Below are 16587 nucleotides of genomic sequence, written 5' to 3'. Positions count from 1 at the left end.
ATGTCCTTAAGTCGTGTTTCGGTCACCGCGGTGCGCAATCTGCACCCGGTGACCTTCTCCCCCTCCCCCCGCATCAACATTCTTTACGGCGCCAACGGCAGCGGCAAAACCAGTGTTCTGGAAGCCATTCATCTGCTGGGGCTTGCCCGTTCGTTTCGTAGCACGCGGCTGTTGCCGGTCATCCAGTACGAACAACTCGCCTGCACCGTGTTCGGTCAGGTCGAATTGGCCGAGGGTGGCCACAGTGCGTTGGGGATATCTCGCGACCGTCAGGGAGAGTTCCAGATCCGCATCGACGGGCAGAATGCCCGCAGCGCCGCGCAACTGGCAGAAATCCTGCCGTTGCAGCTGATCAACCCCGACAGCTTTCGCCTGCTCGAAGGTGCGCCGAAGATTCGCCGGCAGTTTCTCGATTGGGGTGTGTTCCACGTCGAACCGCGTTTCATGGCGACCTGGCAGCGTTTGCAGAAGGCCTTGCGCCAGAGAAACTCCTGGCTGCGGCATGGTACACTTGACGCCGTTTCGCAAGCGGTTTGGGACAGGGAACTGTGCCAGGCCAGCGCTGAAATCGATGAATACCGCCGCGCTTACATCAAAGCCTTGAAACCAGTCTTTGAACAAACCTTGAGCGAACTGGTTGAGCTTGAAGGTTTGACGCTCAGCTATTACCGAGGCTGGGACAAGGACCGGGAATTGAGTGCCGTATTGGCTGGATCCGTGCAACGGGACCAGCAAATGGGTCATACCCAGGCCGGACCGCAACGGGCTGATTTGCGTCTTAGATTGGGCGCACACAATGCCGCGGACATCTTGTCCCGGGGTCAGCAGAAACTGGTGGTCTGTGCCTTGCGAATTGCCCAGGGGCATCTGGTGAGCCAGGCCCGACGCGGCCAGTGTATTTATCTGGTGGATGACTTGCCGTCCGAGCTGGACGAGAGCCACCGTCGCGCGCTGTGCCGCTTGCTGGAAGACTTACGCTGCCAGGTGTTCATCACCTGTGTAGATCACGAATTATTGAGGGAAGGCTGGCAGACGGAAACGCCAGTCGCTCTGTTCCACGTGGAACAGGGCCGTATCACCCAGACCCACGACCATCGGGAGTGAAGGCATTGAGCGAAGAAAATACGTACGACTCAACGAGCATTAAAGTGCTGAAAGGCCTGGATGCCGTACGCAAACGTCCCGGTATGTACATTGGTGACACCGACGATGGCAGCGGTCTGCACCACATGGTGTTCGAGGTGGTCGACAACTCGATCGACGAAGCCCTCGCTGGCCACTGCGACGACATCAGCATCATCATCCACCCGGATGAGTCCATCACCGTTAAAGACAACGGCCGTGGCATCCCGGTAGACGTGCACAAAGAGGAAGGCGTTTCCGCCGCCGAGGTCATCATGACCGTCCTCCACGCTGGCGGTAAGTTCGACGACAACTCCTACAAGGTATCCGGCGGTCTGCACGGTGTAGGTGTTTCGGTAGTGAACGCCCTGTCCGAAGAGCTGGTACTGACCGTACGCCGCAGCGGCAAGATCTGGGAACAGACCTACGTCCACGGTGTACCTCAGGCGCCGATGGCGATCGTTGGCGACAGCGAAACCACTGGTACCCAGATCCACTTCAAGGCTTCCAGCGAAACCTTCAAGAACATTCACTTCAGTTGGGACATCCTGGCCAAGCGCATTCGTGAACTGTCCTTCCTCAACTCCGGTGTCGGCATCGTCCTCAAGGACGAGCGCAGCGGCAAGGAAGAACTGTTCAAGTACGAAGGCGGCCTGCGTGCGTTCGTTGAATACCTGAACACCAACAAGACTGCGGTCAACCAGGTGTTCCACTTCAACATCCAGCGTGAAGACGGCATCGGCGTGGAAATCGCCCTGCAGTGGAACGACAGCTTCAACGAGAACCTGTTGTGCTTCACCAACAACATTCCACAGCGCGACGGCGGTACTCACCTGGTGGGTTTCCGTTCCGCACTGACGCGTAACCTGAACAACTACATCGAGCAGGAAGGTCTGGCGAAGAAGCACAAAGTCGCCACCACCGGTGACGATGCCCGTGAAGGCCTGACCGCGATCATCTCGGTGAAGGTGCCGGATCCGAAGTTCAGCTCGCAGACCAAAGACAAGCTGGTGTCTTCCGAAGTGAAGACCGCGGTCGAGCAGGAGATGGGCAAGTACTTCTCCGACTTCCTGCTGGAAAACCCGAACGAAGCCAAGCTGGTCGTCGGCAAGATGATCGACGCGGCCCGTGCCCGTGAAGCGGCGCGCAAGGCCCGTGAGATGACCCGCCGCAAAGGCGCGCTGGACATCGCCGGTCTGCCGGGCAAGCTCGCTGACTGCCAGGAAAAAGATCCTGCGCTGTCTGAACTGTACCTCGTGGAAGGTGACTCCGCGGGCGGCTCTGCCAAGCAGGGACGTAACCGCAAGACCCAGGCGATCCTGCCGCTGAAGGGCAAGATCCTCAACGTCGAGAAAGCACGCTTCGACAAGATGATCTCGTCCCAGGAAGTGGGCACGCTGATCACCGCACTGGGCTGTGGTATCGGGCGCGAAGAGTACAACATCGACAAGCTGCGCTATCACAACATCATCATCATGACCGATGCTGACGTCGACGGTTCGCACATCCGTACCCTGCTGCTGACCTTCTTCTTCCGTCAGTTGCCGGAGCTGATCGAGCGCGGCTACATCTACATCGCCCAGCCGCCGCTGTACAAGGTCAAGAAAGGCAAGCAAGAGCAATACATCAAAGACGACGACGCCATGGAAGAGTACATGACGCAGTCGGCCCTGGAAGATGCGAGCCTGCACCTGAACGAAGAGGCCCCGGGCATTTCCGGTGAAGCGCTCGAGCGTCTGGTCAACGACTTCCGCATGGTGATGAAGACCCTCAAGCGTCTGTCGCGCCTGTACCCGCAGGAACTGACCGAGCACTTCATCTATCTGCCGGCCGTGAGCCTGGAAATGCTCGGCGACCACGCGAAGATGCAAGACTGGCTGGCTCAGTACGAAGTACGTCTGCGCACCGTCGAGAAGTCGGGTCTGGTCTACAAGGCCAGCCTGCGTGAAGATCGTGAACGTGGCGTGTGGCTGCCAGAGGTCGAGCTGATCTCCCACGGCCTGTCGAACTACGTCACCTTCAACCGCGACTTCTTCGGCAGCAACGACTACAAGACCGTCGTCACCCTCGGCGCTCAACTGAGCACCCTGCTCGACGACGGCGCGTACATCCAGCGTGGCGAGCGCAAGAAAGCGGTCACCGAGTTCAAGGAAGCCCTCGACTGGCTGATGGCCGAAAGCACCAAGCGCCACACCATCCAGCGCTACAAAGGTCTGGGCGAAATGAACCCTGATCAGCTGTGGGAAACCACCATGGACCCAAGCGTGCGCCGCATGCTGAAAGTCACCATCGAAGACGCCATTGGCGCAGACCAGATCTTCAACACCCTGATGGGTGATGCGGTCGAACCTCGCCGTGACTTCATCGAGAGCAATGCGCTGGCGGTTTCCAACCTGGACTTCTGATCCAGATCAGTGACCGCTCGGGCACCCTTCAGGGCGGCCTGCCAAAGCAAGAGAAAGCCCGCGCAAGCGGGCTTTTTTTTACGTACGATACAGCTCGATTTCTGCCTGTACATTGACGGGCGCATGACAAATGGACTTTTATCGATGAAGGATCTGGTCAAACGCTTGCCGGTCAATCTTTTACCTCTATTGATGGGCGTGCTGGCCTTTCTGATTGTCGTTGGCCCCAGGGCGCTGAATCCGCAAAACATCGCATGGCTGAGCAGTGGCGATCCGGCTACGCATTATTTGGGGTGGGTGTTTTTCAGGAGTGCGCCTTGGTCATTTCCTGTCGGACTCAATCCGTCGTACGGGCTGGAACTGAGCAATGCCATCGTATTTTCGGATTCAAACCCGCTCTTTGCGTTGCTCTTCAAGCCGTTCGCAGCGTTATTGCCCGAACCGTTCCAATATTTCGGTCTCTGGTTCCTGATGTGTTTCATGCTCCAGAGTTGGTTTGCGTGGAAGCTGATGGGTTTGGCCAGCGACCATCTGATCGTGCGCTTGCTCGGTTCGGCGCTCTTTCTCTTCGCTCCCGCGATGATTCTTCGGATGGGCGAGCACTTGTCCCTCGCGGGGCATTTTCTGGTCCTGGCCGCTTTGTATCTGGCCCTGCGCCCTTCTACCCGTAAACAATCCTTTGCCTGGGCAGCTTTGTTGGTTGCATCGGCGCTGGTGCATGCCTATCTGCTGGCTATGGTCGCGTTGATCTGGCTGGCGGATCTGCTGGCGAGAACCATCAAACGCCAGCTGACGCCGGGGAAAGCCTTTGCCGAACTGGCCGGCATCCTGGTGCTGACGGGTTTCTGCTGCTGGCAGGCAGGCTATTTCAGTGTCGACAGTGCTGGACTCGGTTTAATCGGGTTTGGATTGTTGCGCGCCAATGTGCTGACCTTCTTCGACTCTGCCGGATGGTCCTATGTACTGGGTGATTTGCCCGGCGTACCGGGCGATATCGATGGGCTGGCTTTTCCAGGGCTGGGGGTGCTTTTTCTAACCGTTTGCGCGCTGCCGTTGCTGGTGTCGGGTCGCAGTCAGCTCCTTTCTGTTGTACGTCCGCGTTGGGTGTTAGTGCTCGCCCTGTCCGGACTGATGATCTATGCGTTTTCCAATAATGTCGGCATTGGTCCCTTCGAACTCCACTATTGGCTACCGGAATTCATCATCGCGAAAGCCGGCGTTTTCCGCGCAGCTGGCCGGATGATCTGGCCCGTCATGTACGCAACGATCTTTGCGGTGCTGTTTGTGATTGTGCGTGGTTACAGCTCTCGCACTGCGGTTCTGTTATTCGCGACAGCACTCGTGCTGCAGGTGGTCGATACCCGTGCGGGCTGGGGAACCATTCGCAGCAAACTGATGGCCTCCCCCAGCGCGCAATGGAAAACCCCATTGGTTGATCCTTTCTGGAGCATCGCAGCGTCGCACTATCAAAAGGTGCGATGGATCAAGCCGCAAAGCTATTCGACCCATTGGATAGAACTTGCCGATTTCGCGGGTAAATACCATCTCGCAACGGACGCGGTTTATCTGGGAAGAGTGAATTATGCGTCTCTGCAGTCCGCGCAGAGCGCGGCAGCCAAGGTCATTGCATCAGGACGTTTCGAGGCTGATTCCCTCTACGTTCTCGATCAGCGTTCAACGCTTCAAGCGGCATTCACCATCGATCGAAGTACCGATTCGCTGATAAAAGTCGACGGTTTTCAGGTGCTCGCACCGGGTTGGAAACGCTGTTCCGAGTGCCCACAATTTCCTGAAGCCGATTTGCACGAGCTGATCCCCGCGGTCAGGCTCGGCGAGAGAATCCAGTTCACGGAAGGAGGTTCGGGGAGTACCGCGCTTGCCAAAGGCTGGTGGGACTCCGAAGCATGGGGCACCGGTTCAGTCGGCAAAGAGGCTGAAGTGATACTCAGACCCAGCGCTGATGTGAGCGCTGTGTCGCTCGAAACCAATACCTTCCTGACCCAGGCCCACCCACGCCAGGCAATGGAGATCCGTATTAATGATATCCAGGTCCTTGGCGCCAGCCTGACCACCGCTTCCAACACATTCGACATTACGCTCCCGGCCGAAGTACGAGCGTCGATAGCGCGCGAAGGTTTCATGCGTCTCAAGTTCAATCTTCCCCTCGCCATCAGCCCTCGTGAATTGGGTATGGGCGATGATGAGCGTGAACTGGCAATCGGGCTTTTAGGGCTGACGCTTCATTGATCTCTGCCGAAGGCTACGATGCGGTGGGCTTTATTCCTGAGCTGGCGTTACGCTTTCCAATCGATAGCCATAACCATAAATGGTCAGCAACTGCCAACCCCGATCCGCCGTCAGCCCCAGTTTGTTGCGCAGGCGATAGATGTGCGTATCCAGTGGCCGTGACGACGCCACTTCTTCATGGGGCCAGAAGCGTTCGTATAGATATTCGCGCGACAACGGTCGACCCAGGTTACTGAACAGGCAGCGCGCCAGGCGGTATTCACGCTCGGTCATGATGACTGCCTTGCCCTCGCGGGTGACGCTCAGTTCGGCATCGTCGAATGTCAGGTCATTGAAGGTCAGGACTTCGGCAGCGGTACTGCGCTGCTGACTATGCCGGCGCAGTACGGCGGCGACTCGGGCTTTCAACTCGTTGGGACGGAACGGTTTGCTCACGTAATCGTCGGCACCGGCGTTCAGCGCCTGGACGATATCGCTTTCGCCGTCGCGGCTGGTCAGCATGATCGCGGCGGGTGGCGACTCCATGTGCTCACGGGTCCAGCGCAGCAGCGCCAGGCCCGTCAGGTCGGGCAGTTGCCAGTCGAGGATCAGCAGGTCGAAGGTGTCCCGGCGCAACTGGCGCAGCAGGTCCTCGCCCCGCTCAAAGCTGTGCAGCGACCAGGGCTGGTCTCCCGCCGCAGCCATCTGCTGCAGGGTTTGCTCGACCCGACGCAGTTCGGCGGGTTCATCGTCCAGTATCGCAACGCGCATACGCGTGGGTTCCTTGTTGCTTGGGCAGTGGCCGGCCACCATAACGGCTTGGCCTGTGCGGGGAAAGTAAGCAATCCACCATCGGTCGTCGTCCGCTATGATTCTTCGGATCTACATCCTCAGACCTGTGACCCATGAAACCATTCACTGTCACCTGCCCTGTTTGTCATGAATAGCCCGCGTCGGCGTGAAAGCCGCGAGCCGAGTCAGGTCCAGCGCCTGTTTCGGCGGCTGGTCCGTGAGTGGTTGTGGATAAGTCTAGTGTTGTTGCCGCTGACTGCGTTGTTGTCGTATCGCGCCCAGATCAATCTGCACGACACGTCGCCAGGCCTGAGCGCATTGCTCTCGGTGGGGCTGGTGGCGTGTGTCCTCGGCTTGCTGCTGTGGCGCCCGCGCTGGGCGATCTGGGTAACATTGGGCGGGGTGGCGTGCGTGTTGCTGGCCAGCGTTGGCCTGGCGGAAGTCCGGCACTGGTGGTCACCGACCCCATCGGCGCTCGGCATGTTGTTCGGTTACCTGATCTGGAACTGGCGGCGCCTGAGCGTGGTGCTGACGTACTTTGGCTGGGAGCTGGCGCGGCTGGACCGCGAGCCGAAAGTATTTCCGGAACGGCGCCGCGCGCAATTCACCAGCGCCGACCAGCTGCAGGGCCAGATCATGGCGCTGGAGCAAGCCATGAGCCGCACCCGCGATACCCGGCGCTTCATTGCCGACGGTCTGGAGTACCTGCCGGTGGCGACGCTGATCAGCGATCCCAAGGGGCAGATTCTCTTGGGTAATCGCAAGGCTCGGGTATTGTTCGATCACCCGCTGGTGGGCGGCGACGTTCTCGAGCAACTGGCCCGTCTCGGTTACCCGGAGTTGTCCACAGAACCGCGCCCGGCATTGTCCACCCTGGCACTGCTGGAGTTTCGCGATCACAAGGAACGCAGCCTGCGTCTGGAGCGGGCGGCATTGCTGCCGGTGGACGGCGATACTCCCATTGGCTGGCTGCTCAGCCTCACCGACCTGAGTGCCGAACGCGCCGCTGAAGAACAGCGCAGCGTACTGCTGCGTTTTCTGTCCCACGACCTGCGGGCCCCGCATTCGGCGATCCTTGCTCTGCTCGATGTGCATCGCCATCAGGCCGGAGCGGATTCACCGCTGTTCGAGCAGATCGAGCGCCAGGTCCGCCGCGCGCTGGAATTGACCGATGGCTTCGTGTTGCTGGCGCGGGCGGAATCCGAGGCTTACCAGTTTCAGCCCAGCCTGTTCGCGATGCTGGTGCTGGACGTGCTGGATCAGGCGTTGCCCATCGCCCAGCAGAAAAGCATCAAACTGCTGCACACGATGGACGAACAATCTCAGGAGCGTCTGATCAACGCAGATCAAGGCCTGCTGACCCGCGCCTTGTTCAACCTGTTGGAAAACGCCATCAAGTACAGCCCGGCCGACACAACGATCGAGTTGAGTGTCAGTTGCCAGGGCGACTGGTTGCGCTGTGAACTGAGCGATCAGGGCAAAGGCATCGCCGCCGAGGAATTGCCGGATCTGTTTATGCAGTACCGACGCTTTTCATCGGCGCAAGGTATCGATGGTGTGGGTTTGGGGCTGTCGATGGTCAAGGCAGTGGTCGATCATCATGGCGGCAGCATCGAGTGCCACAGCATCGTCGATCAAGGCACCACGTTCAGGCTGCAGTTACCGCTGATCGCGGAGTGAACAGGCACAAAAAAACCGGCTATATCAGCCGGTTTTTTTACTTCCGAAAAAAACTTATGCACCTTTTACGGTGCTTTATGAGCTTGAGAAATATATAGGTAAATCAGTCACTTAAATTAAAGATTCAGGCCTTTTCAACAAAACCGTACACAGGTTATCCACAAAATCTCAGACAGCCATCTGATCACTGGCTGCGGGCGCCTGCGGTGCCGGCGGAAGCGAACCCATTTCGCGCTGAGTCCGTTCGTTCCAGGCTTGTACCCGGTCATTCAGATCGGCGATGGCACGCGGGCCAGTGCCTTCGGCATACATCGGCTCGCCGATGACCACGGTGATCACGCCCGGCTGCTTGCCCCAGCCGATTTTCGGCCAGAATTTGCCGGCATTGTGTGCAATCGGCAGTACCGGAAGCGCCGCATTCACCGCCAACGCGCTGCCACTGCGGGAGAACTTGCCGACGGTGCCGTAAGGAACGCGGGTGCCTTCAGGGAAGATCAATACCCAGACGTTATCCTTGAGCAGTTCATCGCCTTTGGCGGCCACTTGCTTGAGTGCCGCTTTCGGGTTGTCGCGGTCAATCGCGATCGGCCGCAGCATGGCCATGGCCCAGCCGAAGAACGGCACGTACAGCAATTCACGCTTGAGCACCTGGCTCAAGGGCGAGAAATAAGCGGAGAGAAAGAACGTCTCCCAGGTGCTCTGGTGGTTCGACTGAATCACGCAGGGCCGGTCCGGCACGTTTTCCGCGCCTTTGATCTCGTAACGAATGCCGAGAAACACCTTGGTCAACCACAAGGCGCAGCGGCACCAGTACACGTTGATGAAACGATAGCGCGCCTTGAACGGCAAAAAGGGCGCGATAAAAAAGCTCAGGCTGCACCACAGCAAGGCAGTGGTGCCCAGCAGCAGGTAAAAGAGGAAGATTCTGATGGCCTGCAGTATCGACATGGCGACGTTTACCGTTACGGGCGATGCCCGACTGTTCAAGCGCACTCCCGATCAATCCCTGGTCAGGAACTTCAGAAGCACTCTAGTTGTGGATAAGTTCTGCGGCAATCGCCGCCAGATCGTCAAAAATCAGGGTGCCGACCGGAAGGGTCTTGCCCAGAGTTTTTTCGCCTTTCCCGGTCTTTACCAAAACGGGCTGTGAATCGACGGCTTTGGCGGCCTCCAGGTCACCAAGGCTGTCGCCGACGAACCAGACATTCGTCAGCGCCACGTTGTAATGCTCGGCGATGGTTTTCAACATCCCCGGTTTCGGTTTGCGGCAATCGCAACCCTCATCCGGGCCATGCGGGCAGTACACGATCAGCCCGACTTCACCGCCCTGCTCCGCCACCAGCTCGCGCAGGCGCGCGTGCATGGCATCGAGGGTGGCGAGGTCGTAATAGCCGCGAGCAATGCCCGACTGGTTGGTGGCCACCGCCACCGTCCAGCCGGCCTTGCTCAACTGCGCAATCGCTGCGATCGAGCCGGGCAAAGGAATCCACTCCTCCACCGACTTGATATAAGCGTCGGAGTCGTAATTGATCACTCCGTCCCGATCGAGAATCAGCAGTTTCAACAGCAGTCCCTCAACCCAGCAGCGAAATGTCGGCAACCCCGAGGAACAGACCACGCAGGCGCGCCAGCAGCGCGTAGCGGTTGGCCCGGACCTTGGCGTCTTCGGCATTGACCATGACGGCGTCGAAGAACGCGTCTACCGGCTCACGCAATGCAGCCAGACGTGCCAGCGATTCGTTGTACTGACGCGCTGCGGCCATTGGCTGCACCGCCTGATCCGCTTGCTGGATCGCCGAGTACAGCGAGAACTCGTTGGCGTTGTCGAAGTACTTGGCCTCGACCACGGTCGGCACCGAGCCTTCGACTTTGCTTAACAGGTTCGACACACGCTTGTTGACCGCTGCCAGCGCTGCCGCTTCCGGCAGTTTGCGGAAGGCTTGTACCGCTTGTACACGCTGGTCGAAGTCCAGCGCCGAACCCGGCTTCAGCGCACGGACCGACAGGTAGGTGGCGACATCGACGCCTTCGTCTTCGTAACGCGCACGCAGACGGTCGAAGATGAATTCCTGTACCGAGTCGGCCAGGCCGGCAGCCTTGACCTTGGCACCGAACGCATTCACGGCGAAGGCCACGGCGTCGTTCAGGTCCAGATCCAGTTGTTTCTCGATCAGGATGCGCAGTACGCCGAGGGCCGCACGGCGCAGGGCATACGGGTCTTTGCTGCCGGTTGGCAGCATGCCGATACCGAAGATGCCGACCAGGGTGTCGAGCTTGTCGGCGATTGCGACGGCCGCACCGGTCAGGGTCGCCGGCAGTTCAGCACCGGCACCGCGTGGCATGTACTGCTCGTTCAGCGCCAGCGCGACGTCTTCCGGCTCGCCGTCATTGAGCGCGTAGTAGTAACCGGCGACACCTTGCATCTCCGGGAACTCGCCGACCATTTCGGTGGCCAGGTCGCACTTCGACAGCAAGCCGGCACGGGCCGCCCACGAAGCGTTGCCGCCGATACGTGCGGCGATGTACGCCGCCAGTTTCGAAACACGCTCGGCCTTGTCGTAGACGCTGCCGAGTTTTTCCTGGAACACCACGTTCTGCAGGCGCAGGTTGAAGTCTTCGAGTTTCTGCTTCTTGTCTTGCTTGAAGAAGAACTCGGCGTCGGTCAGGCGTGGGCGAACTACTTTCTCGTTACCGGCGACGATCTGCTGCGGATCCTTGCTTTCGATGTTGGCGACGGTGATGAACCGTGGCAGCAACTTGCCGTCGGCATCCAGCAGGCAGAAATACTTCTGGTTGTCCTGCATGGTGGTGATCAGTGCTTCCTGCGGCACGTCGAGGAAGCGTTCTTCGAACGAGCACACCAGCGGCACCGGCCATTCAACCAGTGCGGTCACTTCATCGAGCAGCGCCGGCGGCACGATCGCGGTGCCTTCCTGACGGGTCGCCAGCTCTTCGGTGCGCTTGCTGATGATCTCGCGACGCTCGTTGGCATCGGCCAGGACATAAGCGGCACGCAGGTCGGCCAGATAGCTTGACGGCGAACCGATGCGCACGCTTTCCGGGTGATGGAAACGGTGACCGCGGGAATCACGGCCAGCCTTTTGCGCGAGGATGGTGCAGTCGATGACCTGGTCACCGAGCAGCATCACCAGCCACTGGGTCGGACGCACGAACTCTTCCTTGCGCGCACCCCAACGCATGCGTTTCGGGATCGGCAGGTCGTTCAGCGAATCTTCGACGATGGTCGGCAGCAGGCTCGCGGTCGGCTTGCCGGCGATGTTCTGGCTGTAGCGCAGTTTCGGACCGCTCTGGTCGATTTCGCTCAGCTCGACGCCGCACTTCTTGGCAAAGCCCAGGGCTGCCTGAGTCGGGTTGCCCTCAGCGTCGAACGCAGCCTGACGCGGCGGGCCGTCGAGGTTGATGCTGCGATCCGGCTGCTGGGTGGCCAGCGCCGTGATCAGCACGGCCAGACGACGCGGTGCGGCGTAGACGGTTTTGCTTTCGTAGCTCAGGCCGGCAGCTTGCAGGCCCTTGTCGATACCGGCGAGGAACGCTTCAGCCAGGGTGTTCAGGGCTTTGGGTGGCAGTTCTTCGGTGCCCAGTTCAACCAGAAAATCTTGAGCACTCATTGTGCAGCCTCCAGCTTGGCCAGTACTTCGTCACGCAGGTCCGGGGTCGCCATCGGGAAGCCCAGCTTGGCGCGGGCCAGCAGGTAGGCTTGCGCAACGGAACGCGCCAGGGTGCGCACGCGCAGGATGTATTGCTGACGCGCGGTCACCGAGATCGCCCGGCGCGCATCCAGCAGGTTGAAGGTGTGCGAGGCCTTCAGGACCATTTCGTAGCTCGGCAACGGCAGCGGCTGGTCGAGTTCGATCAGGCGCTTGGCTTCGCTTTCATAGAAGTCGAACAGTTCGAACAGTTTGTCGACGTTGGCGTGTTCGAAGTTGTAGGTGGACTGCTCCACTTCGTTCTGGTGGAACACGTCGCCGTAGGTCACCTTGCCGAACGGACCGTCGGCCCAGACCAGGTCGTAGACCGAATCCACGCCCTGCAGGTACATGGCCAGACGCTCTAGACCGTAGGTGATTTCACCGGTGACCGGGTAGCATTCGATGCCGCCGGCCTGCTGGAAGTAAGTGAACTGGGTCACTTCCATGCCGTTGAGCCAGACTTCCCAGCCCAGACCCCAGGCGCCGAGGGTCGGCGATTCCCAGTTGTCTTCGACGAAGCGGATGTCGTGGACCAACGGGTCCAGGCCGACATGCTTGAGCGAGCCCAGGTACAGTTCCTGGAAGTTGTCCGGGTTCGGCTTCAGGACGACCTGGAACTGGTAGTAGTGCTGCAGACGGTTCGGGTTTTCCCCGTAGCGGCCGTCAGTCGGACGGCGGCTTGGCTGCACGTACGCGGCGTTCCAGGTTTCCGGGCCGATGGCGCGCAGGAAGGTCGCGGTGTGGAAAGTGCCGGCGCCTACTTCCATATCGTAGGGCTGAAGTACCACACAACCTTGCTCGGCCCAGTATTGCTGGAGCGCGAGGATCAAGTCTTGGAAGGTACGCACGGCTGGCGTAGGCTGGCTCACGAAATTCACCTGTTTCTTGGGCTGCGATTTAAAGAGCGGGAGTATACCCGATTCAGTCGCACCTCCACCCCCTGGAGCCTTATGCCACGCTGCTTTTGGTGTACCGAAGATCCGCTGTACATGGCTTATCACGATCAGGAGTGGGGCACGCCGCTACGCGATGCGCAGGGTTTGTTCGAGTTGCTTTTGCTCGAAGGGTTCCAGGCCGGCCTTTCCTGGATCACCGTGCTGCGCAAACGCAAGCGCTACCGCGAGGTGTTGTACGGCTTCGACGTGCAGCGCGTGGCGCAGATGAGCGACGCGGAAATCGCTGAGTTGATGCTCGATCCGGGGATCATCCGCAACCGCCTCAAACTCAATGCCGCCCGGCGCAACGCCCAGGCCTGGCTGGCGCTGGAAGACCCGGTGGCCTTCCTCTGGTCGTTTGTCGGTGACAAACCGGTCATCAATCATTTCAAGGATCGCAGCGAAGTCCCGGCCATCACCCCCGAAGCCGTGGCGATGAGCAAAGCCCTGAAAAAGGCCGGATTCACCTTCGTCGGCCCGACCATTTGCTACGCGCTGATGCAGGCCTCGGGCATGGTCATGGATCACACCCAGGACTGCGATCGCTACGCGCAGCTGGTCAACGGCGGTTAGAATGGCCGCCTCGCGCACAGCACAAATTCAGGAGTGACCTGTGGAAAAGTTTAAAGGCGCCTTGCTGGTAGGCGCTCTGCGGCTGTTTGCCCTGCTGCCATGGCGGGCCGTGCAGGCCGTGGGTTCGGCGATTGGCTGGATCATGTGGAAAACCCCCAACCGCTCCCGCGACGTGGTGCGGATCAACCTCGCCAAATGTTTTCCACAGATGGACCCGGCCGAGCGCGAGCGCCTGGTCGGCCAGAGCCTCAAAGACATCGGCAAGTCCCTGACCGAAAGCGCCTGCGCGTGGATCTGGCCGGCCCAACGCTCCATCGATCTGGTGCGCGAAGTCGAAGGCCTCGACATCCTCAAGGAGGCGCTGGCCTCGGGTAAAGGCGTGGTCGGCATCACCAGCCATTTGGGCAACTGGGAAGTGCTCAACCACTTCTATTGCAGCCAGTGTAAACCGATCATTTTCTACCGCCCGCCGAAGCTCAAGGCGGTGGATGAATTGCTGCGCAAACAACGCGTGCAACTGGGCAACAAAGTCGCCGCTTCCACCAAGGAAGGCATCCTCAGCGTCATCAAGGAAGTGCGCAAAGGTGGTGCAGTGGGCATTCCGGCTGACCCGGAACCGGCCGAATCCGCCGGGATCTTCGTGCCGTTCTTCGCCACCCAGGCGCTGACCAGCAAATTCGTGCCGAACATGCTCGCCGGCGGCAAAGCGGTCGGCGTGTTCCTGCACGCGCTGCGCCTGCCGGACGGTTCCGGCTACAAAGTGATCCTCGAAGCGGCGCCGGAAGCCATGTACAGCACCGATACCGAGGAATCCTGCGCGGCCATGAGCAAGGTGGTCGAGCGGTATGTCGCGGCGTATCCGAGCCAGTATATGTGGAGCATGAAGCGTTTCAAAAAGCGGCCGCCGGGCGAAGCGCGCTGGTACTGAGCAAGTTGGCACACTCTGTGGATAACCTGTAGAAGCTGCCGCAGGCGGCGATCTGTTGATCCTGCTTCTGCGGCTTATCCACAGCCTCGTTCATTCAAGGGCGCATAAAGATGTCCGAACACTGCAAATCTTTCCGCATCAAGATCACCCACGACAGCTTCGGCGAATGCCTCGGGCAAACGCGCAATCTGTCCACTACGGGGGTCTACGTCCAGCATCCGCGCCTGGCTTCGCTGCCCAAGGGCGCTGTGGTTTACGGGCAAGTACAGGGCTTGCCAACGGGCGCGCCACGGGTGCGAATGGAAGTGGTGACGGTGGATGCCGAGGGCATCGGCCTGCGCTATCTCTAGCTTATTGCGCCTGACGATCGAGCTTCTTCAGAAACACCGCCATCTCCTTCTCGGCCTGCTTGTCGCCATGGGCGCGGGCGGCTTCCAGACCTTGTTCCCATGCCTGCCTTGCGGCGGCGTGATCGCCGAGTGCGAGTTGCGCCTTGCCCAATAGCTTCCACGCCGCCGAGTACTTCGGGTCGAAGCCGACACAGCGCTGGAAATGCTCGGCGGCTTTGGCGTTCTCGCCCAAATCCAGATAACCCTTGCCGAGGCCGAAGCGCAGCAATGAGTTATCCACACCCTTGGCGAGCATTTTTTCCAGGGATTCGAGCATGGGCGGAGTCCTTTTCTGTGGAGTGTCAGGTGTTGATCGGTGTCAGTTACACCGCTTTCGCGAGCAAGCCCGCTCCCACATTTGGAATGCGTTCCCCTGTAGGAGTGAGCCTGCTCGCGATGAGGCCAGTCTGATCACGCAGTAATCCAGATCAGAAGAAGCTGAGACCCACATGAAACAACTTCTCCACATCGCGGATATGCTTTTTATCCACAAGGAACAGAATCACATGGTCACCGGTTTCGATCACCGTATCGTCGTGGGCGATGATCACTTCTTCGTTGCGGATGATCGCGCCAATCGTGCTGCCCGGTGGCAGGCCGATTTTCTCGATCGGTCGGCCGATGACCTTGCTCGACTTCGCATCACCGTGGGCAATTGCCTCGATGGCTTCCGCCGCGCCCCGGCGCAGTGAGTGCACGCTGACGATATCGCCACGCCGTACGTGGGCCAGCAAGGTACCGATGGTCGCCAGTTGCGGGCTGATGGCGATGTCGATGTCGCCGCCCTGGATCAGGTCGACGTACGCCGGGTTGTTGATGATCGTCATCACCTTCTTCGCGCCCAGGCGTTTGGCCAGCAACGACGACATGATGTTGGCTTCGTCATCGTTGGTCAGCGCAAGGAAGATGTCGGCGTCGGCGATGTTCTCTTCCAGCAGCAGATCACGGTCCGACGCGCTGCCCTGCAGCACCACGGTGCTGTCGAGGGTATCCGAGAGGTAGCGGCAGCGTGCCGGGTTCATCTCGATGATCTTCACCTGATAACGGCTCTCGATGGCCTCGGCCAGACGCTCGCCGATCTGCCCGCCGCCGGCAATCACGATGCGCTTGTAGGTTTCGTCGAGGCGGCGCATTTCGCTCATCACCGCGCGAATATTCTCACGGGCGGCGATGAAGAAGACTTCGTCATCGGCCTCGATCACCGTGTCGCCTTGCGGCAGGATCGGCCGGTCGCGGCGAAAAATCGCCGCGACACGCGTCTCGACATTCGGCATGTGTTCGCGCAGCTGGCGCAGCTGTTGGCCCACCAGCGGCCCGCCGTAATAGGCGCGCACCGCCACCAGTTGCGCCTGGCCTTCGGCGAAGTCGATCACTTGCAGCGCGCCCGGATGCTGGATCAGGCGTTTGATGTAGTTGGTCACCACCTGCTCGGGGCTGATCAGCACGTCGACCGGAATCGCTTCGTTCTGGAACAGCTGTTCTTCGCGATTGAGGTAGGACGCTTCGCGCACCCGGGCGATTTTGGTCGGGGTGTGGAACAGCGTGTGCGCGACCTGGCAGGCGACCATGTTGGTCTCGTCGCTGTTGGTCACCGCCACCAGCATGTCGGCATCGTCGGCGCCGGCCTGGCGCAGCACCGACGGCAGCGAGCCGCGGCCCTGAATGGTGCGGATGTCGAGGCGGTCGCCGAGGTCGCGCAGGCGCTCGCCGTCGGTGTCGACCACGGTGATGTCGTTGGCTTCGCTCGCCAGGTGTTCAGCCAGCGAACCGCCGACCTGCCCCGCACCGAGGATGATGATTTTCATCCAGTCACTCCATTGAATCCGT

The 16587-nt window shown here is 59.9% G+C and carries 14 protein-coding genes; 7 read left to right on the top strand and 7 right to left on the bottom strand.

The window, feature by feature from the left end:
• The 3 genes from recF to JFU48_RS07055 all read left to right on the top strand — a co-directional run bounded on the left by recF (nt 1) and on the right by JFU48_RS07055 (nt 5774).
• Nucleotides 1–1104, top strand: coding sequence for a DNA replication/repair protein RecF (gene recF, locus JFU48_RS07065; RefSeq protein WP_003220208.1), 1104 nt, complete (start codon nt 1–3; stop codon nt 1102–1104).
• Nucleotides 1105–1109: 5 nt separating this feature from the next.
• A complete protein-coding gene (gyrB, locus tag JFU48_RS07060; protein WP_103484001.1) occupies nt 1110–3527 on the top strand; it encodes a DNA topoisomerase (ATP-hydrolyzing) subunit B in 2418 nt (805 codons plus the stop codon).
• 144 nt (nt 3528–3671) lie between these two features.
• Nucleotides 3672–5774: a DUF6311 domain-containing protein gene (locus tag JFU48_RS07055; protein WP_201136174.1), complete on the top strand. Its 2103-nt coding sequence runs from the start codon at nt 3672–3674 to the stop codon at nt 5772–5774.
• A 30-nt stretch (nt 5775–5804) separates the two neighbouring features.
• On the opposite strand, the gene JFU48_RS07050 is transcribed toward JFU48_RS07055, so the two are convergent.
• Nucleotides 5805–6524 carry a response regulator transcription factor gene (locus JFU48_RS07050; protein WP_201136173.1) on the bottom strand — a complete coding sequence of 240 codons (720 nt, stop codon included), beginning with the start codon at nt 6522–6524 and terminating at the stop codon, nt 5805–5807.
• Between the two features lie 168 nt (nt 6525–6692).
• Here JFU48_RS07050 and JFU48_RS07045 point away from each other — a divergent pair, with 168 nt between their 5' ends.
• Nucleotides 6693–8225: a sensor histidine kinase gene (locus JFU48_RS07045; RefSeq protein ID WP_103521334.1), complete on the top strand. Its 1533-nt coding sequence runs from the start codon at nt 6693–6695 to the stop codon at nt 8223–8225.
• Nucleotides 8226–8393: 168 nt separating this feature from the next.
• On the opposite strand, the gene JFU48_RS07040 is transcribed toward JFU48_RS07045, so the two are convergent.
• The 4 genes from JFU48_RS07040 to glyQ form a co-directional block, all read right to left on the bottom strand.
• Nucleotides 8394–9173, bottom strand: a complete 780-nt coding sequence (locus JFU48_RS07040; protein WP_003220219.1) for a lysophospholipid acyltransferase family protein — start codon at nt 9171–9173, stop codon at nt 8394–8396.
• Between the two features lie 82 nt (nt 9174–9255).
• Entirely contained in the window at nt 9256–9795 is a 540-nt protein-coding gene (gene gmhB, locus JFU48_RS07035; protein WP_177434763.1) for a D-glycero-beta-D-manno-heptose 1,7-bisphosphate 7-phosphatase, read from the bottom strand.
• A gap of 4 nt (nt 9796–9799) precedes the next feature.
• Nucleotides 9800–11854, bottom strand: a complete 2055-nt coding sequence (glyS, locus tag JFU48_RS07030) for a glycine--tRNA ligase subunit beta (RefSeq protein ID WP_003220223.1) — start codon at nt 11852–11854, stop codon at nt 9800–9802.
• Entirely contained in the window at nt 11851–12804 is a 954-nt protein-coding gene (gene glyQ / locus JFU48_RS07025) for a glycine--tRNA ligase subunit alpha (protein WP_003187265.1), read from the bottom strand. The genes glyS and glyQ overlap by 4 nt, the downstream gene beginning before the upstream one ends.
• Nucleotides 12805–12885: 81 nt before the next feature.
• On the opposite strand from glyQ, the gene tag reads away from it, so the two are divergent.
• The 3 genes from tag (at nt 12886) to JFU48_RS07010 (ending at nt 14721) form a co-directional block, all read left to right on the top strand.
• Complete coding sequence (gene tag, locus JFU48_RS07020; protein ID WP_103483995.1) at nt 12886–13443, top strand: DNA-3-methyladenine glycosylase I; 558 nt, start codon at nt 12886–12888, stop codon at nt 13441–13443.
• A 40-nt stretch (nt 13444–13483) separates the two neighbouring features.
• Nucleotides 13484–14371, top strand: coding sequence for a lysophospholipid acyltransferase (locus JFU48_RS07015; protein WP_003220227.1), 888 nt, complete (start codon nt 13484–13486; stop codon nt 14369–14371).
• 110 nt (nt 14372–14481) lie between these two features.
• Nucleotides 14482–14721 carry a PilZ domain-containing protein gene (locus JFU48_RS07010; protein WP_003220229.1) on the top strand — a complete coding sequence of 80 codons (240 nt, stop codon included), beginning with the start codon at nt 14482–14484 and terminating at the stop codon, nt 14719–14721.
• Nucleotide 14722: 1 nt separating this feature from the next.
• On the opposite strand, the gene JFU48_RS07005 is transcribed toward JFU48_RS07010, so the two are convergent.
• Both JFU48_RS07005 and trkA read right to left on the bottom strand, forming a co-directional pair.
• Nucleotides 14723–15037: a tetratricopeptide repeat protein gene (locus tag JFU48_RS07005; protein ID WP_103483994.1), complete on the bottom strand. Its 315-nt coding sequence runs from the start codon at nt 15035–15037 to the stop codon at nt 14723–14725.
• Nucleotides 15038–15188: 151 nt separating this feature from the next.
• Entirely contained in the window at nt 15189–16565 is a 1377-nt protein-coding gene (gene trkA / locus JFU48_RS07000) for a Trk system potassium transporter TrkA (RefSeq protein WP_003220233.1), read from the bottom strand.
• Between the last annotated feature and the right edge of the window lie 22 nt (nt 16566–16587).

Source organism: Pseudomonas sp. TH49, assembly GCF_016650625.1.
Lineage (GTDB): Bacteria > Pseudomonadota > Gammaproteobacteria > Pseudomonadales > Pseudomonadaceae > Aquipseudomonas > Aquipseudomonas fluorescens_H.
Note: the sequence above shows the minus strand (reverse complement) of the source record. Positions and strands in the feature narration are given on the sequence as shown.

Bases quoted from the DNA above. Each gene is read 5' to 3' on its own strand.
- recF (WP_003220208.1), top strand. From the start codon at position 1: ATGTCCTTAAGTCGTGTTTCGGTCACCGCGGTGCGCAATCTGCACCCG.
- JFU48_RS07055 (WP_201136174.1), top strand. From the start codon at position 3,672: ATGAAGGATCTGGTCAAACGCTTGCCGGTCAATCTTTTACCTCTATTG.
- JFU48_RS07050 (WP_201136173.1), bottom strand. From the start codon at position 6,524: ATGCGCGTTGCGATACTGGACGATGAACCCGCCGAACTGCGTCGGGTC.
- JFU48_RS07045 (WP_103521334.1), top strand. From the start codon at position 6,693: ATGAATAGCCCGCGTCGGCGTGAAAGCCGCGAGCCGAGTCAGGTCCAG.
- JFU48_RS07040 (WP_003220219.1), bottom strand. From the start codon at position 9,173: ATGTCGATACTGCAGGCCATCAGAATCTTCCTCTTTTACCTGCTGCTG.
- glyS (WP_003220223.1), bottom strand. From the start codon at position 11,854: ATGAGTGCTCAAGATTTTCTGGTTGAACTGGGCACCGAAGAACTGCCA.
- tag (WP_103483995.1), top strand. From the start codon at position 12,886: ATGCCACGCTGCTTTTGGTGTACCGAAGATCCGCTGTACATGGCTTAT.
- JFU48_RS07010 (WP_003220229.1), top strand. From the start codon at position 14,482: ATGTCCGAACACTGCAAATCTTTCCGCATCAAGATCACCCACGACAGC.
- JFU48_RS07005 (WP_103483994.1), bottom strand. From the start codon at position 15,037: ATGCTCGAATCCCTGGAAAAAATGCTCGCCAAGGGTGTGGATAACTCA.
- trkA (WP_003220233.1), bottom strand. From the start codon at position 16,565: ATGAAAATCATCATCCTCGGTGCGGGGCAGGTCGGCGGTTCGCTGGCT.